18 protein-coding genes are annotated in these 25,766 nt (G+C 67.0%); 6 read left to right on the forward strand and 12 right to left on the reverse strand.

Annotated elements, in window-relative coordinates:
* Window positions 1-439: 439 nt before the first annotated feature.
* From ASD79_RS15400 to ASD79_RS15430, 7 genes are all read right to left on the reverse strand, one after another.
* A complete protein-coding gene (locus ASD79_RS15400) occupies window positions 440-1,039 on the reverse strand; it encodes a MerC domain-containing protein (protein ID WP_200952315.1) in 600 nt (199 codons plus the stop codon).
* Window positions 1,040-1,098: 59 nt separating this feature from the next.
* A complete protein-coding gene (locus ASD79_RS15405; protein WP_056723168.1) occupies window positions 1,099-1,296 on the reverse strand; it encodes a hypothetical protein in 198 nt (65 codons plus the stop codon).
* Window positions 1,287-2,513 carry a zinc metallochaperone GTPase ZigA gene (gene zigA / locus ASD79_RS15410; RefSeq protein WP_056723170.1) on the reverse strand — a complete coding sequence of 409 codons (1,227 nt, stop codon included), beginning with the start codon at window positions 2,511-2,513 and terminating at the stop codon, window positions 1,287-1,289. Before zigA ends, ASD79_RS15405 begins: the two co-directional genes overlap by 10 nt.
* Window positions 2,514-2,957: 444 nt before the next feature.
* Window positions 2,958-4,934 carry a M1 family metallopeptidase gene (locus ASD79_RS15415; RefSeq protein ID WP_056723172.1) on the reverse strand — a complete coding sequence of 659 codons (1,977 nt, stop codon included), beginning with the start codon at window positions 4,932-4,934 and terminating at the stop codon, window positions 2,958-2,960.
* Window positions 4,931-7,024 (reverse strand): S46 family peptidase, encoded by a 2,094-nt coding sequence (locus tag ASD79_RS15420; protein WP_056723174.1) that lies wholly within the window; start codon window positions 7,022-7,024, stop codon window positions 4,931-4,933. Before ASD79_RS15420 ends, ASD79_RS15415 begins: the two co-directional genes overlap by 4 nt.
* Before the next feature lie 25 nt (window positions 7,025-7,049).
* Window positions 7,050-7,478, reverse strand: coding sequence for a helix-turn-helix transcriptional regulator (locus tag ASD79_RS15425; protein ID WP_156400534.1), 429 nt, complete (start codon window positions 7,476-7,478; stop codon window positions 7,050-7,052).
* Between the two features lie 65 nt (window positions 7,479-7,543).
* On the reverse strand, window positions 7,544-9,538 hold the full coding sequence (locus tag ASD79_RS15430) for a TonB-dependent receptor (protein WP_056723180.1): 1,995 nt from the start codon (window positions 9,536-9,538) through the stop codon (window positions 7,544-7,546).
* A 1,020-nt stretch (window positions 9,539-10,558) separates the two neighbouring features.
* On the opposite strand from ASD79_RS15430, the gene ASD79_RS15435 reads away from it, so the two are divergent.
* A complete protein-coding gene (locus tag ASD79_RS15435; protein ID WP_056723181.1) occupies window positions 10,559-11,011 on the forward strand; it encodes a YfiR family protein in 453 nt (150 codons plus the stop codon).
* Window positions 11,008-12,771 carry a hybrid sensor histidine kinase/response regulator gene (locus ASD79_RS15440; RefSeq protein WP_056723184.1) on the forward strand — a complete coding sequence of 588 codons (1,764 nt, stop codon included), beginning with the start codon at window positions 11,008-11,010 and terminating at the stop codon, window positions 12,769-12,771. The genes ASD79_RS15435 and ASD79_RS15440 overlap by 4 nt, the downstream gene beginning before the upstream one ends.
* Window positions 12,772-12,792: 21 nt before the next feature.
* Here the strand turns inward: ASD79_RS15440 and ASD79_RS15445 are convergent, their stop codons facing one another.
* The 5 genes from ASD79_RS15445 to ASD79_RS15465 all read right to left on the reverse strand — a co-directional run bounded on the left by ASD79_RS15445 (window position 12,793) and on the right by ASD79_RS15465 (window position 20,897).
* Window positions 12,793-14,622: a TonB-dependent siderophore receptor gene (locus ASD79_RS15445; protein WP_162252369.1), complete on the reverse strand. Its 1,830-nt coding sequence runs from the start codon at window positions 14,620-14,622 to the stop codon at window positions 12,793-12,795.
* Between the two features lie 598 nt (window positions 14,623-15,220).
* Complete coding sequence (locus tag ASD79_RS15450; RefSeq protein WP_056723189.1) at window positions 15,221-16,615, reverse strand: MFS transporter; 1,395 nt, start codon at window positions 16,613-16,615, stop codon at window positions 15,221-15,223.
* A 159-nt stretch (window positions 16,616-16,774) separates the two neighbouring features.
* The gene (locus tag ASD79_RS15455) at window positions 16,775-17,539 is read right to left on the reverse strand and encodes a GntR family transcriptional regulator (RefSeq protein ID WP_056723192.1); all 765 of its coding nucleotides are present in this window, start codon (window positions 17,537-17,539) and stop codon (window positions 16,775-16,777) included.
* Between the two features lie 113 nt (window positions 17,540-17,652).
* Window positions 17,653-18,531, reverse strand: a complete 879-nt coding sequence (locus ASD79_RS15460; RefSeq protein WP_056723193.1) for a hypothetical protein — start codon at window positions 18,529-18,531, stop codon at window positions 17,653-17,655.
* 83 nt (window positions 18,532-18,614) lie between these two features.
* Window positions 18,615-20,897, reverse strand: coding sequence for a TonB-dependent receptor (locus ASD79_RS15465; RefSeq protein ID WP_056723195.1), 2,283 nt, complete (start codon window positions 20,895-20,897; stop codon window positions 18,615-18,617).
* A 240-nt stretch (window positions 20,898-21,137) separates the two neighbouring features.
* Here ASD79_RS15465 and ASD79_RS15470 point away from each other — a divergent pair, with 240 nt between their 5' ends.
* From ASD79_RS15470 to ASD79_RS15485, 4 genes are all read left to right on the forward strand, one after another.
* Entirely contained in the window at window positions 21,138-21,929 is a 792-nt protein-coding gene (locus tag ASD79_RS15470; RefSeq protein WP_082584975.1) for a phytanoyl-CoA dioxygenase family protein, read from the forward strand.
* 90 nt (window positions 21,930-22,019) lie between these two features.
* Window positions 22,020-22,847: a phytanoyl-CoA dioxygenase family protein gene (locus ASD79_RS15475; protein ID WP_056723199.1), complete on the forward strand. Its 828-nt coding sequence runs from the start codon at window positions 22,020-22,022 to the stop codon at window positions 22,845-22,847.
* An 8-nt stretch (window positions 22,848-22,855) separates the two neighbouring features.
* Window positions 22,856-23,725 (forward strand): phytanoyl-CoA dioxygenase family protein, encoded by an 870-nt coding sequence (locus ASD79_RS15480; protein ID WP_056723201.1) that lies wholly within the window; start codon window positions 22,856-22,858, stop codon window positions 23,723-23,725.
* A complete protein-coding gene (locus tag ASD79_RS15485) occupies window positions 23,726-25,708 on the forward strand; it encodes a cellulase family glycosylhydrolase (protein WP_156400536.1) in 1,983 nt (660 codons plus the stop codon). It begins immediately after the preceding gene.
* Window positions 25,709-25,766: the final 58 nt, after the last annotated feature.

The raw sequence follows: 25,766 nt of genomic DNA on the forward strand, positions 1-25,766 counted from the left end.
TAATATTGAATACCGTAGGTCACAAATCTGTTTTTGTATAGAATTTTGAAATTTCAACACTGAATGACCTAAATCAATTGCCGATAAACTCGACACCCCAGAAATTTCTCGATCAGGGTCTTTTTGAACGCAGAATCCGACCGCCCCACCAGTCATCAGCGTGAAGTCGGAAGAATCGACGAGGACGACGCGTTGTGTGGAGCAAGCGAATCCGCCCGCCTCAATTCAGAATCCAAGTCTCTCGCGCGATCTGGTCGCCACCGCCAGGGCGTCGGTCCGATCATTTCAGCCGCCATGGGTGGGCGCCATCGACAACGCTAGCTGTTCTTCGTGGCGGCCAAGCCGCTCGTGACGGGCTTCGAATTTCACATCATCCAGAGCGGGTCGAAATCGACATGCCCGACGCGCGACCGCGGAATTTGACCGGCGTCGCCGCATCTCAATGCGCGTGGTCATGGCCTGCATGCCGACGACGCCAGTTCAGAACGTGGGCCGTGGCCAGGACGACGCCGCCGACCACCGTCAGCGGACGCTCCCAGGCGACCAACGGCATCCCAAGAGCGCCGGCCAGCATGAGGCCAAGACCCAGCGCCGCGAGAGCGACGAGGGGCCAGGCGTGGGGGCGACGCGCGCGCCAGTCCATGAACGCCAGCAGGGCGATCGGCGCGGCCACGCAGACGAACACCACATGCACCCACTCCGCATGGACCCAGACGCCGACGAATGGCAGGGCGAGCGCCAGCACGGGCAGCGCCAGGCAGTGGGCCAGGCACAGGGCCGACAGGCTGATCGCCGAGGCGTCCAGAGCGCGCGCCAGGGTCGCTTTCATCGCGAGTTTCCCATCCGATTGAAGAGCGTCACCCACCGCCCCGTCGGCGGCCGCCCGGCCCAGCGCCATCCAGGTGCGCGAGGCTTCCCGGTGGGCCCGTCCGTGCGCCTCGATCGCGACCCAGGCCTGGAACGCCCCCTGCTCTCGCGGCGCAAGGCCGCGCGAATCCCGGCGGACGATCCAATAGGCGGCGACCGCGGCTGGATCCATGCGCCGAACTCGACTCCAGTTGAACATCCAGGTGGCTCCCTCGCCTCGCCTCGCCAGGGTCATGGCGGCTCGCAAAAATAGATCCGCCTGGGCTCGTCCCCAGCCTCGCCCGCGCCCAAGGCTTGCGGCGGCGCGAAGCGATAGAGGACCAACAGCCAGTCGGCTTCTTCCAGGCTGATCCCCAGGATCGCGGCCACCCAGTTCGGGGTCGGCTCCTCGTCGTCGAGCGGCGGGCCGGCGTTGCCGCCTAGCCCCACGACGGGAACGGATCGGGCAGCTTGGCCCAGGCCTTGGGCCCGAAGCCGAACTGCAGGTCCGACAGCAGGCAGTCGTCGAAGCCCTTGGTCAGCGCCGCCTGGTCCATGTCCTGGCCGATCAGCACGATCTCCTGCCGCCGGTCGCCATGCGGCGCTTTCCAGACCTTCATGATGGTGTCCAGCCAGGCCGGATCGTCTGGCCACTGGTCGCGCGGCGCGGTCGCCCACCAGCGGCCATGCGGGCCGTGCTGGGTGACGGCGCCGGCCTGGCTCCAGCCGCCGACCCGGTCGGGCCGGGTCGCCAACCAGAAAAAGCCCTTGGACCGCAGGACGCCCGGCCATTCGCGCTCCAGCCAGGCCTTCAGCTTCGCCGGATGGAAGGGCTTGGCGGCGCGGTAGACAAAGTGGCCGATGCCGTATTCCTCGGTCTCGGGCAGGACCTCGCCCATCAGCGCCTTCTGCCAGCCGGCCGCGCCCTCGGCGCGCTCGTAGCTGAACAGCCGGGTGTCGAGCACGGCGTCCAGGGCCACCGCTCCGCGTTCCGAGACCACGATCCGGGCGTCCGGGTTGAAGGCGGCGATGATCCCGCGCAGTCGCCCCAGGTCCGAGGCCGAGACCAGGTCGGCCTTGTTCAGCACGACGACGTCGGCGAACTCGATCTGTTCGACCAGCAGGTCGACCACGGTGCGCGCGTCGCCGTCGCCCGCCGTCTCGCCGCGGTCGGACAGCCGGTCGCGCGAGCCGTAGTCGCGCGGGAAGTTGAAGGCATCGACCACGGTGACCATGGTGTCCAGCCGCGCGACGTCCGCCAGGCTGGCCCCGGCCTCGTCGCGGAAATCGAAGGTGGCGGCCACCGGCATCGGCTCGGAGACGCCGGTCGACTCGATCAGCAGGTAGTCGAAGCGCCGCTCGGCCGCCAACCGCCGCACCTCCTGCAGCAGGTCGTCGCGCAGGGTGCAGCAGATGCAGCCATTGGACATCTCGACCAACGCCTCGTCGGTGCGTGACAGACCCGCCCCGCCCTCGGCGACCAGGGCGGCGTCGATATTGACCTCGCTCATGTCGTTGACGATCACCGCGACCCGCTTGCCCTCGCGGTTGCCCAGCACGTGGTTGAGCAGGGTGGTCTTGCCCGCGCCGAGGAAGCCCGAGAGCACGGTGACCGGCAGGCGGCGGTCGATGCGGCCGGCCGGAGGCGTTGAGGAGGTCGAGGTCATGGCGAACCTATCAAGTGTTATAATATAACACCAATAGGCGAGGCGCCGAAAGGGTGCAAGCGCTATTGTTATAACATAACACTCGTGCTTAAACGACATGGTCCCGCCGCGAGAATCCTCGATGCTCCCCCCCTCATCGACCGCCGCCAGTTGCTGGTTTTCGGCGGCGGCGCGCTTCTCGCGGCGGGCGCTCCGGCTGGCCATGGACGGACCGATCGCGGCGCGAACGCCCTTCACCCTGGGCGTGGCCAGCGGCGACCCGCGCCCACTGGGAGCTGGGCTGGTTCTTGGCCTATCGGTCTCGCCAGCCGATTTCCTCAAGCGCCAGGCAGCGGACCAGCGATGCCGGGCCCCACGGTCGCATCGTGCTCCTGGAACACGGCGAGACCGCCTGGACGCAGCAGGCCTCTTGGGGAAGGGATGGTCATAGGGCGAGCGAGGCGGTCAGGCCCCCGGCGCGCCGCGCAAGCTGTTGTTGGTCCGATCGCGATCGGGCGTGCGATGATCCGGATCGATCACCGCCTCGACCACCGGCGAGGTCGTATCGACGGCGAAGACGTGCGATCCCGACTGCATCCAGGTCTCCACCGGGACGCGGATGTCGCGATGACCGCCATCCTGGAACATCACCCGCAGGGTGGCCGGCAGCACCAGCTGCCCCCGGTTCTCGACCGTGACCTTGGCCCCCTTGGCCAGGTCGGCGTCCTGGGCGATGCCGGCCACGTCCATGTCGAGCGTCCAATTGTTCAGGTACCAGCCGCGCCAGAACCAGCTCAGATCCTCGCCGCCGGCGCTCTCCATGGCCCGGAAAAAGTCGCTGGGCTTGGGGTGCTTGAACGCCCAATCGGCGATGAACTTACGGAACGCCGGATCGAAGCGCTCGGGCCCCAGGATGTCCTCGCGTAGCAGGGTCAGACCGAACGCCGATTTGAAATAGGTGATCGGGTGGCGGTACTTTTCCCGGACGGTGTCGGCCCGAGACAGGATCGGCGGAGCGGCGGCGTCCTCGAGGATGGCGGCGATCTGGTCGGCCGGCGCCCCGGGACCCGGAGCATATTCGGAATCGCGCTTGGGACCGTAGACCCCGCCGCCGAAGGCGTCGGACTCATAGACGTCGATGAAGGTGTTGAAGCCCTCGTCCATCCAGGCGTCGCGCCGTTCGTCAAAGCCGACGATCATCGGAAACCAGGTGTGGCCGATCTCGTGGGCGGTGATCCAGAACAGGTCCTTGCCCTTGTCGTCGACGCCGTCGAACACGATGCCGGGATATTCCATGCCCGTGGCCGGCCCGGCGACATTGATCGCGTTGGGGTAGGGATAGGGGTACCAGCGGGTCGAGAACTGCTCGACCGCATGCTTGAGATATTCCGTCGACCGGCTCCAGGCCCCCTCGCCGACGCTCTCGACCGGATAGACCGACTGGGCCAGGGCGGTCTTGCCGCCAGGCAGGTTGATGCGCGCGGCGTCCCAGACGAAGACCTTCGAGGCGGTGAAGGCCACGTCGCGGGTATCGTCCATGTGGAAGCGCCAGGTCTTGGTTCCGGTCGCGGCGGACGAAGCGACGGCCTCCTCGGGCGGACGGATCAGCACCGTCTGGTCGCTGGCCCGCGCCTTGGCCAGGCGGGCCTGCTGCTCGGCGGAGAGCACGTCCTTGGGGTTGGTCAGGGCGCCCGAGCCAGCGACGATCATGTCGGCGGGCACGGTGACAGCGTAGTCGAAGCTGCCGTAGTCGAGGTAAAACTCGTTGGCGAGGTAGGGCAGCGTGTCCCAGCCGCGCACGTCGTCATAGACGGCCATGCGCGGATACCACTGGGCGATGTCGAAGATGTCGCCCTTGTCCGAAGGCCCCCAGGCGGTGCGGCCGCCAAACGCGCCCGGCACGGCGTAGTGGTAACGGATCGTCAACTTGACCTGACCGCCGCCGCCCTTCAGCGCCGCCGGCAGGGTCACGCGCATGCGGGTGTCGTCGACCAGGAAGGGCGCCGCGGCGGTCTTGCCGACCTGCTCGACCTCGACGGCCTCGATCGCATAGCCGTCGGTGAATTCCTTGCGCGGCCGACCGCCCAGAGCGCCAGCCCGGGAATCCCTGCGATAGACGTTCTGGTCGAGCTGCAGCCACAGGCTGCCCAGCGCGTCAGGGCTGTTGTTGGCGTAGGTGATCGTCACCGTCGCCGACAGGGTCTTGGCCGCCGGGTCGAGCCGCGCGTCGATGCGGTAGTCGGCGCGGTTCTGCCAATAGCCGGCTCCCGGCGCGCCCGCTCCGTTGCGCACGCCGCTGGCGGGCGCCGGCAGGGTCAGGGGCGCGAAGGTCTTCAGCGGCGCGTAGTCGTTGGGCGGGAAAACCGGCGCCGCGGTCTGGGCGAGAGCGAGCGGGGCGGCCAGCAGGCTCCCCGCCAGAGCCAGGATCGAGACCCGGATCATCGACGCGTCCCGGTCTTGACGCCGCCCCGCAGCAGCTCGTCCACCAGCGCCTTCTGGCCATAGACCTGCAGGAAGGCCTCGGTCGCCCCGGCCGTCGAGGTCACCACCGTGCGGTTGATGGTCCCGTCATAGGCGAAGGCCCCGCCCAGCGAGTGGATGTTGCCGTCGAAGGCCGCGCCGATCACCTCGCCCCTGGCGTTCAGCACTGGCGAGCCGGAATTGCCGCCGATGATGTCGTTGGTCGTGACGAAGTCGAACACCGTGTCGTCCTTCAGCTTGTCCTGGGCGGCGAGCCAGCGCGGCGCCAGGGCGAACGGCTCCTGGCCCGTGGCGCGCGTCCACAGACCCTTGAACACCGTGGTCGGAGAAATGGTCTGGCCGCGATAGGTCCAGCCGGCGACCTTGCCGTAGGACAGGCGCGGCGAGAAGGTGGCGTCCGGATAGATCTTGTCGCCATAGACGGCGAAGCGGGCGGCGGCGATCTTCTGGGCGGCCTGACCGCTGGGGCCGGTGACCTTCTCCTCATAGGCCTTGCGGGCCTGGCGCGCGGCCGCGTCGGTGGCCAGGACGTACTGGATCAGCGGATCCTTGGAGGCCTGGATGGCCGGCAGGCCGCCGTCCCACAGCGCCTTGCGCACGGCCGGGTCAGCCAGGCTGGAAGCGGCCAGGCGTGCGGCGATGGTCTCGGGCGACTCCTTGCCCAGCAAACCCTGGGTCTGGGATGCGTCGGCGGTCAGCACCTCGCGCACCTTCAGTAGCCAGAACTCGATCTGCATCTGGTTGAGGATCGGATCGATCGGCTTGGCGTCGAGCACTTCCTTTTCCAGCAGCGACAGGCGGGCGTCGGCATATTCGGGCAGGCGTTCGGGATTGGGCTTGGCGCGCTCCTGCGCCGCGCGCACCAGGTCGACGGCGTAGCCGTACAGCGGCGAGAAGAAGCCGGCCCGTCCCTCGAGCAGGACATAGGGCGCATAGAGGCCGGCTCGGTCGAGCTGGACCTTGGCGATGGCGCTCCACGGATCGCCGATCCTGGTCGCCAGGGCCGGATCGGCCGCGACCCTGGCCTTCAGCGCGGCGTCGGCCTGGCGCTTGCCGGCCAGGAAGCCGGGCTCCGACAGCGCCTGCATCTGGCCGACATAGACCTTGTAGCTGTTCTCGATGCCGAACAGCTCGTGGCTGGCCACCCGCTGCTGCTCGGGCCCGCGCTTGCCGAACTCGATCAGACGGCCGCGCAGCTCGGCCAACTGGGTCAGGGTCATCGGCATCGAGACGTCGCGCAGGAAGTCCAGCTGGTCGGCGGTCAGCAGGCGGCTGGTGGAGCCGGGATTGCCGGCCACGAAGGTCGGTTCGCCCTCCTTGGGCGGTGCGGGATTCCACACCAGGTGCCCCGGCGTGGCGACCGGCTTGCCGTTCTCGTAGAGGCGCACGAACGACATATCGAGGTCATAGCGCGGGAAGTTGAAGTTGTCCGGGTCGCCGCCGAAGAAGGCCGTCTGCAGCTCGGGCGCGAACGCCAGGCGCACGTCGGCGTACTTCTTGAAGGTGTAGAGCTTGTACTGGCCGTCCTGGTAGAGGTTGACCACCTGGCAGGTCTGGACCGCCTCCTTGCCCACGCAGTTGGATTTTTCGATATCGGCGATGGCGGCGTTGCGGGCCTTGATGAACTCCGCGCCCGTCTTGCCGGCGGCGGTCTGGCGCACCGGGTCGGTGACGTCCTTGATCGACAGCAGCACCTCGGCCTGCATGCCCGGGCACTGGCGCTCCTCGCGGCCGTCGGTGGTCAGGAAACCGGTCTTGAGGTGATCGCTGGTCGCCGTCGACAGGTCCTGGGCGCAGTCGGCCACGCAGTGGTGATTGGTCAGGACCAGGCCTTGGCCCGAGACGATCGAGGCTGAGCAGCCGGTCGACAGCCGCACGGCGTTGGCCTGCACGTGATCGAGCCAGCGCTTGTCGATGGTCACGCCATAGGTCGCCTTGACCGCGGCGGCCGGGAAGTTGTCGAAGGTCCACATGCCCTCGTCGGCCTGGGCGGCTCCCGCGCCAAGGGCCAGCAGGCAGGCGGCGCTGGCGCCGGTCAGCAGATCGCGCATCTTCAAAGTCCTCATGGCGGGCGGCTCAGCCGCCCCGGTCGAGGCGGAAGAACAGATCCTTCTCGCCGTTGTTGGTCAGAGCCATGCGGCCCGAAAGGGGGATCAGGCCCGCGGTCAGCTTGACGCCCGAGCGGCTGACCACCTCGACCACTTCCGGTGCGGCCGGCTCGGCGTCGACGTCGCGCCCCGCCTGGATTTCGACCTGAGCGTGGGCGTCCATGGCCAGGAGCAAGCGCCCCGACGCCTTCAGGGTCATGTTGTGGGAGTTGGAGAGCCATTCGTGGATCTGTGGGCGCGAGACGCCCAAGGCCGCGGCCAGGTCGGCCTGACGAAGACCTTCGGTCGCCTTGAGGTGCTCGAAACGCGCGACGACGCCACGCCACATCGCCGCCTGGGCCCGGGCGACGGCCAGGGCCTGCTCCTCAAGACCGAAATGCCGCAACCGCTGTCCCAATCGAGGGCTCCGTCACCAAACACGGCGTCACGGGGCTGACGCGCCCGCCCCGTGACGCCGTCTCGTCAGAACTTGGCGCTCAGCACCAGGCGCACGTCACGGCCCGGCATGACGACCGCATCCTTGTTGAGCGCGGTGGCGTTGCGGATCGTCTCGTCGGCGAGGTTGTGGCCGACCAGCGTCAGCGCGATCCCCGGCTTGGCCTTGAACGGCTTCCAGCGAACCTGGGCGTCGACCGAGGTGTAGCCGTCGGTCGCCAGATCGGCCACGCCGACGTGATCCTGCGAGGACACCGCCAGCACCAGGAAGCTGGCGTCGATCGTATCGTTGGCCCAGTCGAGACCGCCGCCGAACCGGCCGGGTTGGATACGCGGCACATCACCGCCGCCGCCCGTGAACTTGGCGCGGACATAGTCGCCCAGCACCTGGCCCGAGAGCTTGCCGCCCGCCACCGAGGTCAGCGGGAAGAAGGCCTTCATCTCCGCGCCCCAGAAGTTGGCGTCGCGCTGGCCGTAGTTGAGTTCCTTCAACTCGCCGTCACCGCCAAGGCTGCAGACGCCGTCCTCGTCGCACAGGCGTCCGGTCAGCGCGCCGTAGATGTAGTTGTCGAACCGCGCGCCCCAAACCGAAGCCTCAAGGCGTCCGGTCGAGCCCAGCTTGTAGCGCGCCGTCGCCTCCAGGGAGTTGGCCCGCTCGATCTTCAGGCTCGGATCACCCGTCTCGAAGGTCGCCGGACCATCGTGTGGTCCCCGGGCGAACAGTTCGGTCTGGGCCGGCGCCCGGGCGGCCGAGGCGGCGGTCAGGCCCAGCCGCAGCGTGTCGGAGGCCTCATAAGTAAAGCCCAGCGAGCCGCTGACCGGCGTGTAGTTGCGCCGCGTGGAGACGCCGGACGCCGGCGTGCCCTCGATGCGCGTGCGCTCGACACGCAGGGCGCCCTGCATTTGCAGCGCCCCGATCGGCGCCTCCACGAAGGCGAAGGCCGCGCCGCTTTCGGTGTGGGTCGGCAGCAGATAGTCGGCTCCTTCGCCCAGCGCGCTGAACTTTCGGTCCTGGAATTGGACGCCCAGGGCCGAGGCCGAAAGCGGACCCGTCGGGCCAAACAGCGCTTCGGCCCGACCGTCCCACTCCTTGTTGTTGAAGGTCGACAGCACGACATTGCCCTCGGGATCGATCTCGCTGTGGGTGTAGTCGGCGTAGCCGGCATCGACATTGAGCCGCTGCAGGGCGCCTTGGTCGAGCTTGAACGAGGAGCCGAAAGCGCCCTTGTCCTGCTTCATGCGGATGTAGGTGTCGTCGGACGGGATGCCGTATCGGGCCTCGTAATGCGTGCCGCTGGCGCCGACACGGCTGTCGTCGCCGAAGAAATAGGACGCGCCGCCCGAATAGCCGTTACCCCGGAAGAACGAGTTGGGCTGCTCTCCATCAGGCGTTTCGTAGTTGCTCGCCCGACGTCCAAAGCCGTCCAGGTGGACGGCGAAAGGCCCCTGCCCCGCGTCGATGCTGACGGCGCCTTCGCCGGTCGCCGCGCTGGAGGCATAGGCGGTCGTGGCCTCGCCCTCGATCCCGTCGATGGGCTTGAGCGGAATGCGGTTGTTGATCACGTTGACGACGCCGCCGATCGCCTGGCTGCCATAGCGCAGGGTGGCCGCGCCGCGCACCACCTCGATCGACTGCGCCGCCAAGGGATCGATCGGCACGCCGTGGTCGGGACCCACGTCCGAGACGTCCGAGCTGGACAGACCGTTCTCGGCCAACTTGACGCGCTGGGCGTCCATGCCGCGGATCACCGGGCGGCTGGCGCCGGCGGCGAAGCCCGTGCCCGCGACGCCAGGGATATTGCGCAGGGCGTCGGCCAGGCTGGCGCCGCCGTTGCCGAGCACTTGGTCGCGGCCGACCTGCTCGACGATCGTCGCGAAGCGGTCCGGGTCACCGGCGAGCGGCGAAGCGGTGACCACCACCTCCGAGACCGAATGGCCCAGATCCTGGGCCTGGGCCATCGCCGTCCAAGCCAGCAAGACCCCGGCGCTTGACGCCGTCAACAACATCGAACGCAGCCGCATGAGGTACTCCCAAAAATCGAACTCCAGCTTCGTATGTTATATCGTAACGTCTTCCAAGCCCATCATTGAGCCATTTCGTGAAGGACAGCCAAGGTGATGCATTTGGATCACGACGCCGACAAACTGAGCTGGCGAGGGGTCGCGGCGTTTGACGACGCCTTTTCAGCGCTGCTCCCGAAGCCTCGGCCTTGGAACTGGTAACCGGCTTTGATGAGGGACCAGCAGGTGATGCCGTGGAAGCACGCCGAAACGCGCCGTTCCTTCGGCGGTCAGGCCTAGGCCCCGAGTGTAGCGACCGCTTCGGTCAAGGCGCCGCGAGACTCGACGCGCCCAAGAGGGGTCAGGTCCCGAAATGCTCGGTGAGACAGGCCTTGAGGCGCGCGAAGTCGTTGGCGATATAGGGCTTTCGCATCACGTCCTGGAAGGCGAAAGCGGGCAAGATCTCAACGCGGCAGAACCGGTCGGGCGCGGTTACCGAGAACCGCTGGGCCTCGTAGGGCCTGTGTCAACGAACGTCCGCCCTGCGTCACATCGCCACGGGCGTTGTCCGCGAGTTTCACCGCGACGCGGGCCTACGCCGCGCGTACGTCCAAAAATCGAAGGCCCGCCTACCTTCCTCACCTCCGCCGCCGCGCGTTTCCGCTTGGGGTGAGTTAAAAAACTTCACCATAGCGTGTATCGGCAGCGTAGACTGTCGCCTTAGACGTCCGCCCTGGGTGAACCAACGCGCGGCCACGCCAAGGAAGATCGGATCTCGGTTTCTGGGGATCGCAATGTGGCTGCACCTGACCTCCGCGGCGACCTTCATCGGCAAGTCTGGGCGCCGTTGCGGATGAACCCACCCATCAACTTCGCATTCGATGCGCCATCGCGCGTGGTCGGCGTCAGCATGGTGTCCTGATGCTGGTCCCGGCGCCATGGGGTCGTTGCGGCCTTCGTCGGCTACGGCTGCGAGGCCTCATCGCACTCGGCGCGGCCCTGTCGTGGTCCGCGGCCGGCGCGACCTCTCTCGAGTATCAGGTGAAGGCGGCCTACCTCTACAAGCTTGTCTCGTTCGTGGACTGGCCCCCCGGATCGCTTCCCCCGCCGGGCGCCCCGGTCAATCTCTGCGTCGTGGGCGATGACCCCTTCGGGGCGACCTTGGACCAGGTGGCGCAGAACCAGCAGGTCAATGGACGTCCGCTGATCGTGCGCCGTATGGCGACGGTGTCGAAGTCGTCGGGTTGCCACGTCCTCTACATCACCGGATCGAAACGTCAGTCGATCGCCAGCGCCCTGCAATCGGTCAAGGGCGCGCCGAGCCTGACGATCACCGACGGCACGGAGGCGCGCGGGAGTGTCGTTCAGTTCGTCGTCAGGGAAGGCCGCGTCCGTTTCACCGTCGACGTCACGATCGCCGCCCAGAACGGCTTGACCATCAGCGCCAAGCTGCTGAGCCTGGCGCTATCTGTGAGGGATGGGCCCACCTCATGACCTGGCGCGATGAATTTCAGCCGCGTAGCGGGCGTTCCGGCTTCGCGTTCGGCGGCCTCGCCTTGATCGGTGCGTTGGCGCTGGTGGCCGTGGGCCTGCTGATGGGCATCTACAACGAGCAGGCGTACCGGGCCCAGAAAACCCGGGAGGTCGCCGTCCAGGCCCAGATTCTCGCGGCCAGCGTGACCGCGGCGCTGGCCTTCGACGACCGGAAGGTGGCTCTGGAATATGTCGAGGCGCTCGGCGCCAATCCGGAGGTGGAAGCCGCGGGCGTCTATGACACCCAGGGCCGCCTGCTGGCCGGTCACGCTCGTCCGGGCGCCGCGCCCGCGCCCTCGACGGCCGCCAAGGGGCCGACGTCGCGCGACGATCGGTACATCGTCGTGACCGCGCCGGTTCGACAGGGCGAAGCCGTCATGGGCTCGGTCTATTTGCGCACCGTGGTGGAGGCCCTGCCCCAGCGGTTGGCGCGATACGCCGGCGTCGCCGTGCTGCTGGTCATGGCCGCGCTGCTGGTCAGCGTGCTCGGCGTGGGGCAGATGCTCCTGAAGCGAGCGAACGCCAGGCTGGAGGAGCGGGCCCAGGCCCTGGGCGACGCCAACAACGCCCTGCAGATCCACATCCAGGAACGCGAGCGAGCGGAGGAAGCCCTTCGCCAGGGACAGAAGATGGAGGCGATCGGCAAGCTGACCGGCGGCCTCGCTCACGACTTCAACAACCTGCTGATGGTCGCCTCGGGCGGCCTGGACATCCTGGAAAAGACCGAGGACCCCGTGAAGCGCCAGCGGTTCGCCGGCGCCGTTCGCCAGGCGCTCGATCGCGGCGCCGAGCTGACCAGCAAGCTTCTGGCCTTTTCCCGCCGATCGCCGCTGAAACCGGAGGTCGTCGACCTGTCGACGCGCATTCCCGACCTTTCGATCCTGCTCGAACGTTCCTTGCGCGAAGACATCACCGTGGAGTTGCGCCTGGCCGACGATCTCTGGCCGGTGGAGGTGGATTCCACCCAGCTCGAGGTCACGTTGCTGAACATCGCGGTCAACGCCCGCGACGCCATGCCCAAGGGCGGCTCGCTGACGATCGTGGGCAATAATCAGCCCGATCTGGCCGAAGGCGAGTTGATCGGAGACTTCGTTCGCCTGTCGATCATCGACGACGGCGTGGGCATGGCCGCCGAACACGTCGCCCGAGCCTTCGAACCGTTCTTCACCACCAAGGAGGTGGGCCGGGGAACCGGACTGGGGCTCAGCCAGGTCTACGGCTTCACGCGGGCGTCGGGCGGCGACGTCCAGATCGAAAGCGCGCCGGAACTGGGGACGGTTATCTCGCTCTTGCTGCCGCGCTCCGCCAAGTCGGCCCCGGTCAAGGCCTCCGTGACCGTGCAACCGACGGCCTCTTCGAACCAGGGCCGGGTGCTGCTGGTCGAGGACGACGACAATGTCGCGCTGATCGTGCTGGAGATGCTCCAGGCCCTCGCCTATCAACCCACCCGCGTCGAGAGCGGCGCGGCGGCGCTACGGATACTCAATCAACGCAGTGATTTCGACATCGTCTTCTCGGACATGGTCATGCCCGGCGGGATGGGGGGCATGGATCTGGCGCGGGTGGTCAGCCAGAAATATCCTCGCCTGCCCGTCGTCCTGACGACCGGGTTCAGCGAGGCCGCCACGACCGCGGCGAAGGCGGGCTTCCGCGTCCTGCCCAAGCCCTATGCGATCGAAGCCCTGGCCAGCGAACTTGGCGCGGCGCGACAAGGCGTCTAGTCCTCGGCATGAGCCTGGAACCTAGAAGCTCCAACGAAGGTCCGCGAAGACGCTTCTGGGGACCACGACACCGCCGGGGAATTCCTGGCTGCGCTGGTGCAGCAGGTTGGAGCCGGACAGGGACAGTTGCACCCGGTCGGAGAGGTTCCAGGCGACCCTGCCGTTGAGTTCCATATAGGACGGCAGGCGGGGGTCAGGCAGGGCGTCCACATAGCGGACGGCCGCGTCCAACGTCACCGTCCGTCCAAGATCCATCGACGACCTCAACGACGCCTGGTGTTCGGGATCATCCCCCGCCTGCTCCATACCCAGTATGCGGCTCGAACCGGGTTTGAACTTCAGGCGCTTCTCGAGTCGATTATACCCCCCGGCCAGCCGCCACCACGGGGTGAGGTGGTATTCGCCCCAGACCTCCACGCCATAGCTGTGGCCCGCCATGCCGTTGCCCCAGTGGAGCGGCAGGAGCGTGACCCGGTCGAACTCGATGGTGCGCAGGTCGTCATAGACGTTGTAATAGGTCGAGACCGAAAACGAGACCTTGGCGGAAGGCCGGATCCGCGTACCGATCTCGTAGGCCGTGAGCTTTTCGGACTGGAAGGTTCCGCCGCCGGTCAGGAACCGGATCGCGCCCAGGTATTCGACGACGTCCCGATCGAACGGCGTGGCCGAGCGCACCGCCTTCGAGGCCGCCGCCCACACCATGGCCTTGTCGTTGGGCGTCCAGGAAATCCGCGCGCTCGGCAGCAGTTCGGGATCGAGGTAGGGGTCGTCCTCGACCTTGAGGCCCAGGGTCAGCTTGGTGGTCTTGGTGACGGCGAGGCTGTCCTGGACGAACAGATTGGCGAGGTTGAGATCGCCGCGGGCCGGCTCGTAGAAGAGCGTCGGCGAACTGCCGATGGCGTAGTGGCTGTGACGGAAGCCGCCGCCCCAGACGACCGCCTGCCGGGCGCCGAGATCGAAGCTGTGGCGGATATCGACGTCGTAGGTGTCCACCTTGAAGACGCCGCGACGTACGGCGCGATCATAATAGGCCTGGACCTGGAGCTCCGCCCCGCCGTCGCCCAGACGGGTCCAGCGCGCGAGCAGGTTGTGGCCCGCCAGGCCGACGTCCGACGCGCCGTCGTAGACGTCGCCCTGCAGCGTCAAGGCGTTGCCCGACGCCGGGGTCCAGTCGAGGCGGAAACCGCCCTGCGTTCGGGACAGGTCTTGGTCCGCCTTGCCGTCGGCGGTGATGGTCCCCATGCTGTCCGCCTTCAGGTCGCGCACATAGACGCGATAGGTCAGACTTTCGCCGAGCCGGCCGCCATAGCGCAGGCTGACCGAACGCCCGTGGCTTCCCCCGCCCGCCTCCAGGAAGCCGCCCTGAGTGTCGCCCGATTTTCGCGTGGTGATGTTGATCACGCCGTTGACGGCGTTGGCCCCCCAGAGGGTCGCGCCGGGCCCGCTGATCACCTCGATGCGGTCGATGTCGGCCGGCAGGACATCCTGCATGTCCCAATAGACGCCGGAGTACAGCGGCGTGTAGACGCTTCGGCCGTCGATCAGCACCAGCAGCTTGTTGGTGAAGTTCTGCGCCGCCTCGTTGCCGTTGAAGCCGCGCGCCGTGACGATGTATCGGCTGGCGGTGAACTGCTGCACCTGGAGATTGGGCGCCAGGCGGAGCATTTCCGGCACCGTTCGCGCGCCCGACCGGACGATGTCGTCATGGGTGATGACATAGATCGCCGACGGCGCTTCCCGCACGGGTTCGGCGCGCTTGGAGACGGACGTCACCTGGATTTCGCCGAGTTCCTCGATCGAGAGATTGGCGAAATTGATCGATGTTTGGGCGTGACCGGCGGTGGCGACCATTGCGGCCCAGGCCGCGCCGAGGACTCGGATTGTCGCCAGTCGCGTCCAAGACGTTGTTCGCATCCGCAGCTCCCCTTCAGCCTTGGCTACCCGATGGCAACTGGAACAGGCTCCGCGCGGCGGCATGAACTGAAGATCGCCCGCCTCTTCCGGGGCGGTTTCTCCCCAAAAAGAAACCGGACCTCGCCGAGCGATCGCCAGACGGGCAAGCGTTCAACAAGGCGACGATCTCCACGCCTCGTCGGTGAGACTAACATGACCCACACGGATAGGTTGGAGAATGTTGGCGGGCCGCGACAGGCAGGTTCCATTCCGCGTCTGATGGATCGAGCCCAATACGAGCGCCCGAGCACGGTTGCGGCGATGATCTCGTGAAGTGGGGCTGACGAAGAATCCGGGCGGAGCCGATCCCCAACATTGGCGAGATGGCATTGGGAAACGGGGCGGTTCTGGCCTCCCGTTTCATGCGCTTTCGGCGTCTAACGGCGGATCGGTAGCGTCCTCTGGTCGTCAAGATGTCTGGCTTCCCGAGAACTTCCGTCAGCCGCCGCCCCTTTCGCATCGCGCTCGACACCGTCAAGGGTGAAGGCCCTGACGACTAGATCGCCGCCTCGATCGCCGCGTTCTCCGGTGGCGTCGATCGCCGCCTCGCGAGTTGCTCCACGATGTCCTCATGAACACCTCGCCCCAGGGGGTAGAACAGCATCACCACGGCGCAAGCCAGCAGGCCGAGGGCGGGAAACACGACCATGATGGTCTTCATGCCGTGCAGGGTCGCCGCCGTCTGCTCGACATTGGGATGGTAGCCGACCAGGTCCAGGGACCAGCCGAACAAACCCGCGCCGAGGCCCAGGGCTGCCTTGAGAAAGAACTGGCCCAGCCCGAAGATGAAGCTCTCGGCGCGAAAGCCGGTCCGCCATTCGCCATACTCGACGGTGTCCGGCAGCATCGACCAGAAGGTCAGCGCCAGGCCGAGCGACGCCACCTGCATATAGGCGAGGAAGGCGATCATCAGCGCCGGGCTACGAATATCCGTCACCGCGAAGGCGCCGAGACCGGCCAGGCCCCAGCCGGCGGCGACGAACCAGGCCATGCGTTTGCCGATGAACTTGGTCACCAGCAACCAGGCCGGCACGATCAGCAGGCCCAGCGCCGCGCAGAGCGCCAGGGCGGTCCGCGACGCGGCCTCGTCATGCAGGTAGTATTTGAAATAGTAGAGCACCGACTTGCCAAGCGCCGTCGTGCAGGCCACGGCGCAGACGATGCCGCCCATCACCGCCCAGAAGGCGCGGTTGCCGCGCAACGACCGCCAGTAGTCCGCCATCCGCGGCGGCGCGACCGTCTCCTCGGTCTCGGGCGGCTCGCGGGTGACGGCGAAGACGATGGGAAAGATCGCCGTGGCGATCAGGGCCAGGACGCAGGCGGCGTAGAAGAAGCCGCGCGCCTGATCGCCGCCACCGAACCGCGCGACCATCGGCTGGGTGGTCAGGGCCACGACCAGGCCGGCCAAGGTCGCGAAGATGATCCGCATGCCGGCCAGCGTCGAGCGTTCGCCCGAGCTCGAGGTCAGCCGGGCGTTCAACGAGGTGTAGGGGATCGACAGAGCTGTGTAGCAGGTGCGGAACAGGAAATGGGCCGCCATCACCACGGCGACCAGGCCAAGGCCGTCCAGGGCGGGCTCGTAATAGAGGAAGCTGAAGGACAGGCCGACCGGAACCGCGCCCAGCAGGATGTAGGGGCGATAGCGTCCCCACTCGCTACGCGTGCGATCGGCGATGGCTCCCATGAACGGGTCGATCGCCCCGTCCCAGATCGACGCCAGCATATAGATCAGGCCCGCCGTGCCCGCCGACAGCCCCAGGGCGTCGGTGTAGTAGAACAGCAAGAACAGCGACACGCTCTGCCAATAGAGATTGCAGGCGAAGTCGCCGGCCGTGAAACCGACCTTGCGGGCGAAACTCAGGCGCGGCGCCGTGGCCGATAGCTCTGTCACGAGATGATCCCTCCCATCGCCGACGCGGACCCGCCGCGTGTCGAGCGCCGCGGCTAGGACCGATCAGTCGTTTCACGAGAATGGATCGAGTGGCCGCAGGAGTCAAAAAATAGATCGAAAATCTTTTTGGATATAATTTGCGAGAAATTTCCGGCCGATTCAGGCGCCCGCCCCGGCTTTTGGGGAAGAGGTCTCCATCTGCTTGAGCTTCTCGATGATCGACTTCCGGATCGGGTCGGCCACCGCGAAATAGCTTTCAATCAGCGCCTGGGTCCGCTCGCCGTCCCGGGCGACGATAGCCTCGACGATCAGCCGATGGTCGGCGTGATGGTCATAGTAGCGGTCGCTCTCGAGGTCGGCGAACAGGTTGACATAGCGCTCAAGGCGAGCGCCGACGTCCTTGTAGATTTTCAGCAACAGGGGCGATCGGCATCCGGAGAGCAAGGTCATGTGCAGGTCGCCATAAGCTCTCTGCCACATCTCGCGCGCTTCCGGGTCGCCATCGATGATTTTCTTAACCTTCAGGGATCGATGAAGCTGGATGACAACCTGCTCCTCCCAATCGTCATCGCCCAACTCCATGGCCATTCCGAGCATCATCTTGTAGATGCCTTGGTATCCGGTCAGGAGATCATGGTAGTCGGCCCGAGAAACCGGGGCGACCCGGTGCCCCTTCTGATGTTCGTGGACCACCAGGCCGCTGTCGGCCAACAGCAGGATCGCCTCGCGGATCGGGCTGTGGCCGACGTTGTAGAACTTGGTCAGATGCTCGATCTTCAGCCGCTCCATCGGCTCGAACACCCCTCGGACAATGTCGCGCCGCAGCCAGAAGGCGACCGCCTGGGTCGGATTGCGGGCCGGATCGACCGGCGCGGCCACGCTGGGCGCCGTGAAGGTCGAAACGGAAGGGATTTGCGTCGGCATCGCCTGGTTCAGCCTCTTTGAATCGATTCTGAGTATCTGGGCGACGATATGACTGCGTGACCTGCTTGCGAAGCAATTTCGCGATGGCAAGGACCGGGGCGGTCCATCTAACCTCACCCCGCTCCAGATTTGTCGAGGGCGTCGGCCCAGCAGGCGCGCGCCAGCTCGACCAGCTTGAGCGCCTCGGTCCAACGGTCGGCCTCCTCGCGAAGCTGGCCCGAGGCGTCGGGAACCAGCCGGGCGTAGAAGAAGGACGCGGGCAACAGTTCGGGATAGAAACCCATGCAGTCGCCGGGGCCGGCGCTGGCCAGGAAACCCGCGAAGCCGCGGGTCCAGAGGTCGCGGAAGGCGGCGACATGGGTGTCGGCGGGGTCGCCGGCGACCGGAACCTGAATACAGCCCGGATCGGACACCCGGCCGTGCAGGAACCGCGTTCGTTCGAGGACCGGCGCCAGCCGGGCGACCTTGGCGGCGAGGTCGCCATAGGTCATCTCGGCGCCGGTGTACCAGTGCGAGAAGTCGCCGTTAAACCGCACGCCCGGGCAGCGTTCAACCAGGTCCAGCGTGCGCTTCATGTCCTGGGTGATGGTGGCGCGGTGGGTCTCGACGAACAGCGGATGGTCTTCGCCGACCGAGGCCTCGACGATGGCCTCGACCAGGGCCAGGGCCTCGTCGTCGTTTTCGAAGCCCGAACCTACATGGAGCGTGGTGCAGTCGTAGCCGGCGTCGCGATGACGGGCCGCCAGGTCGCGGGCCTCCTGGGGCCGGTCCACGCGGGCCAGGGCCGTTGGAACCAGGCCGGCCTCGCGCGCGGCGACCGGGTCGCGGGTCTGCACCGCCTCGAAGCCGGCCTCGCGAACGGCATGCAGGGCACGCGGACCACGGGGGCCCTCGGACCAATCGGGCAGGTTCATCAGGGTGATCAGGCTCAGCCCGATCCGTAGCCGCGGGGCGTCCGTTCCGCCGTCGCGGGTGTTCGGGGTGTCTGGCATCGCCGTCTCGCAAGCAGGTCTGGTGAAAATGTCCGCCCGCGCGAACAGGAGGCGCGCGGGCGGCAGTCGAGGAGGAGGAAAGGTCAGTAGGCGAGGTCGAGCGACACGCCGACGATGCGCCGGGCCTCGTACGGGATGAACTGGCTGTAGTTGCCCGGCGCCGCGCCGAAGGGCGTGGCGAACATCACCTGGTTGTAGACCTGATCGGTGAGGTTCTTGCCGAACACGGCGAGCTTCCAGCGTCCGTCCGCCGCCGCCACGCCGATCGCGCCGTTCACCAGGGTCAGGGAGTCCTGGACCGTGGCCGGATCGTTGGGGAAGGCCATGCCCATCTTCGAGCGATAGCTCACGCCAAGATCGGCCTGGACCTTCAGGGCGCTGGCGACCGGCCGCTCATAGTGGGTTCCAAGGTTGAGGGTCCACTTGGGCGATCCCGTCCACTGGCCGGTGAGGTCCTGCTGCGGCGCGGGGCAGGTGGGTGTCACGCTCTGGCCGCATGGGGCGTTGCGATAGTCGCCCCACTTGACGTCGGCATAGGCGCCGCTGGCGGTGAGGGTCCAATCGACGTCCGGCAGCGGCCGCGAGGTCAGGTCGAACTCGACGCCCTGGGTCTTCACCTCGCCGCTCTGGATGGAATAGACGGTGGTGATCGGGTCGCGCGCCGAGACCTGGTAGTCCTTCACCTCGGTGTGGAAGGCGGTGAGGTTGAAGATCAAGCGCAGGTCGGGCCAACTGGTGCGCAGGCCGACCTCGTAGTTGATCGGCTTTTCCGGCGCGACGCTCGGCAAGGTGGCAAGGCCGATATTGGTGTCGTAGCCGCCGCCCTTGTAGCCGCTGGTCGCGGTGGCGAAGGCCATGATGTCGTGGCTGAAGTCGTACTGCAGGCCGGCGCGCCAGACGGTGGCGTCGCTGCGCTTGGACGCCGACGCCGAGTCACGGAGCAGGAAGCGCGGATCAAACCGGCGCTTGGTCGCGGACGCCGTCTCCTCCAGCGCGCGTCCGCCCAGGATCACGCGAAACTTGTCGCTCAGATTGACGTTCGCCTGGCCGAAGAGCGCGATGTTGCGGGTGCTGGCCTCGTTGCGGACCACCTTGCTGTAGAAGGGTGCGGGGACGGCCGGGAAGACCTGGACCGAGGTCGATCCGACCTTGCCGTCGAAATAGAACAGGCCGGCCACATAGTCGATCAGCCCCCCCTGGGGCGAGGTCAGTCGCAGTTCTTGTGTCCACTGGCGCTGCTTGAAGTCCGAGAAGTTGGTGTCCAGCAGGTTCAGGGGGCTGGAGTCCGAATCCAGGCCGTCGTGGGTCAACCAGCGCCGCCAGGCGGTGATCGAGGTCAGGGTGTAGCCGTCGCCGAACCGGTAGTCGGCCTGGGTCGACAGGCCGTAGCTTTCGGCTTGGGAGAAGACGTCGCCGCCGATGTTCTGCTTCTGGTTGGTCCCGGACGGCACGATCCCGGCCGCCAGGCTCTGCCGCTCAGGCGCCAGGGATGGCGTGGGGCCGACCGAGAACAGGGTGAACATGCAGCAGGCCGCGTCGCGCTTCCAATAGTCGCCGATGGCCGTGAGCTCGAGGTCGGCGGTTGGCGTCCATTCCAGCTTGCCGCGGAAGCCGTAGTCGTTGCGGTCGTTCAGCTTGCGGCCGTCGAAGATGTTGTCGATGTAGCCGTCGCGCTTGTTCAGCCGGGCCGAGACCAGGAAGCGCAGGTCGTCGGTGATCGGCCCGGTGACCAGGCCGCTGATCTTGCGCTCGTCGTCCGGCCACGCCCAGCTGGTGGACAGCTTGGCGTGGAACTGGTCGGACGGGCGGCTGGTGGTGACGTTGATGACGCCGGCTGAGGCGTTCTTGCCAAACAGCGTGCCCTGGGGGCCGCGCAGGACCTCGATGCGCTCGACGTCCGGCAGATCGGTCAGCGAGGCCCCCGACTGACCCAGGACGACGCCGTCGAGGACGAAGGCCGTGCTGCCCTCGATCGATTCCGACGAGAACGAGCTGGTCCCGACGCCGCGCACGAAGAAGCCGAAGCTGCGCGGTCCCGCCGCGTTGGTCAGTTGCACCCCGGGCACCAGGTACTGGATGTCGGTGGTCTCGTTGAAGCGGAAGGCCTCGAGGGTCTCGGCGCTAACGACCGCCACCGACAGCGGCACGTCCTGCAGCCGTTCCACGCGCTTCTGGGCGGTGACGACCACCTCGCCCAGGGTGGTGGCGGCGTTTGTCGCCGCGCCGGCCGGGGGCTGGGCGCTTTGGGCCAGGGCCTGGCCGCCGCTGGCCGCCAGGGTCGCGACGGCGGTCGCCGCCAGCAGGCCAAGGCGCAAGCGCCCCGCACGGGGCGCGAAGCGGCGCCCCTGGATTTCCGCCAAGGTCATGGATTTCCCTCCCAGATATTATCTGTTTTCTCGTTAATTGAATTATTCGATCTAATTTTTCGACATGTCAATCCAGGGCATATTTCGGCGTTCTCTCAAGGTCGCATGCCCCTGCCATGGCCACGGTTCGCACCGCCATGAAGGCATGCGCGCCAAAAATGCCCCTTGATGAGCGAATTGATTCGATCAATTATTGTTTGAAGACAAAAAATAGATCAAAAAAATGTCGGGAAGAAATTTATGACCAAACAGGAGCGGAAAGCGGCTTGGCGATCCCAGGGCTTCTTCATCGAGCGAGGGATGCTGTCGTCGGCCCAGACCTCGGCGATCGAAGCCGAGGTGGTGGGCCGCATCCGCGCCGACCCTCCCGAGGGGCATCCCGACGAGCGGCTGTACTTTTCCGGCCCCGACTACCTGATCTATCCGGAGACGGCGCCCAGCCCAGCGGCCCTGAACCCGGAAGACCGGGTCTCGAAGGTCTTCAACTGCCACGCCGAGGGCCTGGCGCGGCGGGCCGCCGAGCGCGCCGATGTCGTGGACCGCGTGGCCGAGATCCTGGGTCCGGACGTCGACTGTTTCCAGAGCCAGTTCATCTTCAAGAATCCCGGCGTCGTCGGGCAGCCCTGGCACCAGGACTCCTACTACTTTCGCTTCGACCGCCAGCCGCAGGTCGGCGTCTGGGTCGCCCTGACCGAAGCGACGCTGGAGAACGGGTGCCTCTGGGTCCTGCCCGGCTCGCATCGGGGCACGATCCACGAGCACGTTCCGGATCGCCGGCCTCAGGCCAATCGCGGCTATCTGGAGATCGTCGACCAGGACGTCTCGGCACGCCTCCCGGTGCTGATGGCGCCGGGCGACGTGCTGTTTTTCCACAGCTTCCTGATGCACATGTCGACCGACAACGTCGCCGATCACCGCCGCTCAGCCATGGTCTACCACTATGGCCAGGCGGGCTCCCAGCCGCTGTCGCCCGAGGCCGAGGCAATGCTGCGCCCGGTCAATCGCTGGCTTCCCGTCCGCCGAACCGCCTGACCCGAGCCCTCCCCGCTCCGGGCGAAGACATGCCGTCCGGGCGCCTGTCCATCCCTTCCCCCCTGTCCATCCCTTCCATCGAGAGACACCATGCCCATCACCGCCGCCGCAGCGGGCGTCCAGCCCCACCCCCTCAATCGTGATTTCGTCTGGGGCGACACGGTCGCCGACCCGCTCCGCCGCCTCTCGGCCAACCAGGCCGCGTGTTTCAACGAAGACGGCTTCGTCAGGCTGGAAGGAGTCTTCAGCCTCGAGGAGATCGCCGCCGTCACGGCCGCCATCGATCCGATCGAGGAGGAGCGCGAGCGCTATGTCCGCGAGCAGCACGCCGGTCGCATGCGCCTGTCGGAAGCCGACATCATCACCTTCACGACCCACATCGTCCGCAACTCGCAGATCCTGCGCGACTTCGCCGCCCATCGCGTGATCAAGGACATCTGTCACGACCTGATCGGCCCGGACGTCCGCCTCTACTGGGACCAGTCGGTCTACAAGAAGACCGGCAAGCCGCAGGAATTCCCCTGGCACCAGGACAACGGCTACACCTTCGTCACGCCGCAGCAGTACCTGACCCTGTGGATTCCGCTGGTCGACGTCGACGCGGAAAACGGTTGCCCCTGGATCGCGCCGGGCCTGCACAAGCTGGGCACCCTGGAGCACTGGCCCACCGACATCGGCCTCAAATGCCTGGAGACCGCGCCCGCCGCGGTCTGCGTGCCGGCCAAGGCGGGCGACGTGGTCGCCTTCTCCTCGCTCGCGCCGCACCGGACCGGGCCCAACCTCAAGACCGGCACGGTGCGCAAGGCCTACATCCTGCAATACGCCCCCGACGGCGCCTACGCCCCACAGCCCGACGGCGCGCGGATCTCCCTGAACGACCCCGAACGGCAGTTCAGCATCCTCAACGGCGGCCGATAGGTCCCGACATGGCCGACGACATCGAAACTCTCATAGAGCGCTTCCAGCGGGACGGCTTCGTCCACGCCCGCGCGGTCCTGGGACCCGACGAGGTGGCGGGCTTCGCCGCGGCGATCGATCGTGCGGTGGCGACGCGCAAGCGATCCGATCCCCGCGCCCTGGCCGACAAATCCGCCTACGAGCAGTCCTTCATCCAGTGCCAGTATCTGTGGGAGGACCACCCCGCGGTGCGGGGGCTGACCTTCCACCCGAAGGTCGCGGGACTGGCCGCGGCCCTGATCGGCGCCGAGCGGGTGCGGCTATGGCACGACCAGGCGCTCTACAAGGAACCGGGCGGCCGCGAGACCGAGGCCCATCAGGATCACGCCTACTGGCCGATCGCCGAGACGGACACCCTGACGGTGTGGATTCCACTGTGCGAGGTCGACGAACTGACGGGCTGCATGGGTTATGTGCCGGGCACCCATCGCGGCGACTGCGAGTTCGTCGACATCTTCACCGCGCCGGGATCCGGCAAGGCGCTGGAGGCCAAGTACGGCGATATCGCGCCGGTCTTCATCCCCTGCGCGCCTGGGGACCTGCTGTTCCACCACGGCCGCACCGTGCACATGGCCAAGCCCAACCGCTCCGAACGAATGCGGCGCGCCTATACGGCCATCTATTTCCGCGATGGATGCATGCGCGCCCCCGGCTATGCCCACCCCTCGGTGGATCGCGACGCCATCGCGATCGGCGCGCCCATCGTCGGAGCGGCGACGCCGGTAGCGTGGCCCCTGTCCAGCGAGGGTTTTCCGCGACCGCGCCCCTGGCCCGTCGCCGTGAGCGATCGGCAACGCCGCGCCAGCGCCCTTGGCGTCATCCCTCCCACGAAAGGCTAGATGATGACGTTGATCAAGGTCCGACCTCAGGCCGATCTCTTCCTGGACGCCCGGGGCCGACAGGTCATGCTCAGGGGCGTCAATCTCGGCGGCGACAGCAAGACGCCCTATCCGGACGGCGGGACCCAGTTCCCATCCGACTTCTCCGACCATCGCCAGGTCAGCTTTATCGGCCGGCCCTTTCCGCTGGAGGACGCCGAAGAGCATCTCGCCCGGTTGGCGGGTTGGGGCTTCAACGTCGTCCGGCTGCTGACCACCTGGGAGGCCGTCGAGCACGCCGGGCCTGGTCTCTATGACGAGGCCTATCTCGACTATTTCGCCGAGGTCTGCCGACGGTGCGGCGCGCACGGCTTGCATGTCTTTGTCGACTTCCACCAGGACGTCTGGAGCCGGATGAGCGGCGGCGACGGCGCGCCGGGCTGGACGTTCGAAGCCGTCGGCCTCGACTTCACCCGCTTCCCGGCCGCCGGCGCGGCGCATGTGATGCAGGCGAAATTCGACTACGCCGACCCCAGCGACCGCCAGGCGGCCTATCCTCAGATGAGCTGGGGCTCGAACTATCGCCTGCCGGCCAACGGGATCATGTGGACCCTGTTCTGGGGTGGACGGACCTTCACCCCGGACTTCCGGGTCGACGGCGCGAACGTGCAGGATTTCCTGCAGGGGCGCTACCTCGGGGCGATCGACGCCGTCGCCCGCCGCCTCAAGGCCCTGCCCAACGTCCTGGGCTTCGACACCCTGAACGAACCGGGGCTCGGCTGGCTCGGCCAGGGCTTGAGCTATCGTCACCTCGCGCCGACGGCCCAGGATCCAACCCCGCCCCGGGTCGGACCAGCCCTTTCGCCGCTCGACAGCCTGGCCGTGGCGCGCGGGATCGCGACCACCGTTCCGCTCCTGGCGCGCAACGCCAACACCGGCGCGGCCGAACCGAGCGGCGAGACGACGGTCAATCCGGACGGCGTTTCGATCTGGACCAGGGGCGCCGAATGCCCCTTTGAACGCCACGGAATCTATCGGGTCGAGGGAGGACGTCCCGTCGCCGCCGCCGAGGACGTCTTCCGGCGGCATGCCGGTCGCGCGCTCGACATCCCCAATGACGCGTTCGGGCCGCTGTTTCGAAAGGTGGCCGAGACGACCCGCCGGCATGAACCCGATTGGGCGGTGTTCGCCGAGCTCGATCCGTTCGGGACCGCATTCGGACGAACCTTTCCCGATGACATGCCCGAGCGCTCGGTCAACGCCAGCCACTGGTACGACGTCGCCATCCTGTTCCAGAAGACGGTCGATCCGGACCCGACGCCGACTCCATCGGAGACCCTGGCCGCGCCGGACCGTCGCCAGGATCGCTACCTGCGCCAGCTTTCGCACTACGCCACGCTGTCGCGACGGATCGTCGGCGGCGCGCCCACCCTCATCGGAGAGTTCGGCATCCCGTTCGATCTCGACGAGGGCGAAGCCTACGCCCACTGGGCGAGCGGCCGGCGGGATCGTGCAATCTGGAGCCCGCATGTCCGGGCGCTGAGCGCGATGTACGATGCCCTGGACGCCCTGCTGCTGCATGCGACGCAATGGAACTACACCGCCAGCAACCGCAACAGCCTGCGCGTCGGAGACGGCTGGAACCAGGAGGACCTGTCGATCTTCTCCGCCGATCAGCGCGACGCGCCGGAGGACCGGGACTCTGGTGGGCGCGCCGTCGAGGGCTTCTGCCGTCCGTTCGCCCGCGCCGTCCAGGGTCGGATCGGCGGCATGGGCTTTCAACGGGAACAGCGCGCCTTTCATCTGCGGTTCGACGCCGACCCCACGATCGACGCTCCGACAGAGATCTACGCGCCGAGGGTCCAGTACCCAGCCGGCTTCGACGTCCTTGCCAAAGGCGCTCGCGTTCGCCTGGAATCGCAGCCGACGGGCCAACGTCTCCTTGTCCACGCACTGGAGCCCGGTTGCGTTGACCTGATGCTGAAGCCGTCGAGCCGCCCCTGATCCGATCGGCGGGTGGCGGACGATCGCTTGGAAATTGGCCAAGGCGCGCGGCGTTATC

It is taken from the genome of Caulobacter sp. Root655, assembly GCF_001427665.1.
GTDB lineage: Bacteria > Pseudomonadota > Alphaproteobacteria > Caulobacterales > Caulobacteraceae > Caulobacter.

Excerpts from the sequence above, each read along its gene's own strand:
- ASD79_RS15400 (WP_200952315.1), bottom strand. The coding sequence starts at position 1,039 with ATGGATCCAGCCGCGGTCGCCGCCTATTGGATCGTCCGCCGGGATTCG.
- zigA (WP_056723170.1), bottom strand. The coding sequence starts at position 2,513 with ATGACCTCGACCTCCTCAACGCCTCCGGCCGGCCGCATCGACCGCCGC.
- ASD79_RS15415 (WP_056723172.1), bottom strand. The coding sequence starts at position 4,934 with ATGATCCGGGTCTCGATCCTGGCTCTGGCGGGGAGCCTGCTGGCCGCC.
- ASD79_RS15420 (WP_056723174.1), bottom strand. The coding sequence starts at position 7,024 with ATGCGCGATCTGCTGACCGGCGCCAGCGCCGCCTGCCTGCTGGCCCTT.
- ASD79_RS15430 (WP_056723180.1), bottom strand. The coding sequence starts at position 9,538 with ATGCGGCTGCGTTCGATGTTGTTGACGGCGTCAAGCGCCGGGGTCTTG.
- ASD79_RS15440 (WP_056723184.1), top strand. The coding sequence starts at position 11,008 with ATGACCTGGCGCGATGAATTTCAGCCGCGTAGCGGGCGTTCCGGCTTC.
- ASD79_RS15445 (WP_162252369.1), bottom strand. The coding sequence starts at position 14,622 with ATGGTCGCCACCGCCGGTCACGCCCAAACATCGATCAATTTCGCCAAT.
- ASD79_RS15455 (WP_056723192.1), bottom strand. The coding sequence starts at position 17,539 with ATGCCGACGCAAATCCCTTCCGTTTCGACCTTCACGGCGCCCAGCGTG.
- ASD79_RS15460 (WP_056723193.1), bottom strand. The coding sequence starts at position 18,531 with ATGCCAGACACCCCGAACACCCGCGACGGCGGAACGGACGCCCCGCGG.
- ASD79_RS15465 (WP_056723195.1), bottom strand. The coding sequence starts at position 20,897 with ATGACCTTGGCGGAAATCCAGGGGCGCCGCTTCGCGCCCCGTGCGGGG.
- ASD79_RS15470 (WP_082584975.1), top strand. The coding sequence starts at position 21,138 with ATGACCAAACAGGAGCGGAAAGCGGCTTGGCGATCCCAGGGCTTCTTC.
- ASD79_RS15475 (WP_056723199.1), top strand. The coding sequence starts at position 22,020 with ATGCCCATCACCGCCGCCGCAGCGGGCGTCCAGCCCCACCCCCTCAAT.
- ASD79_RS15480 (WP_056723201.1), top strand. The coding sequence starts at position 22,856 with ATGGCCGACGACATCGAAACTCTCATAGAGCGCTTCCAGCGGGACGGC.
- ASD79_RS15485 (WP_156400536.1), top strand. The coding sequence starts at position 23,726 with ATGATGACGTTGATCAAGGTCCGACCTCAGGCCGATCTCTTCCTGGAC.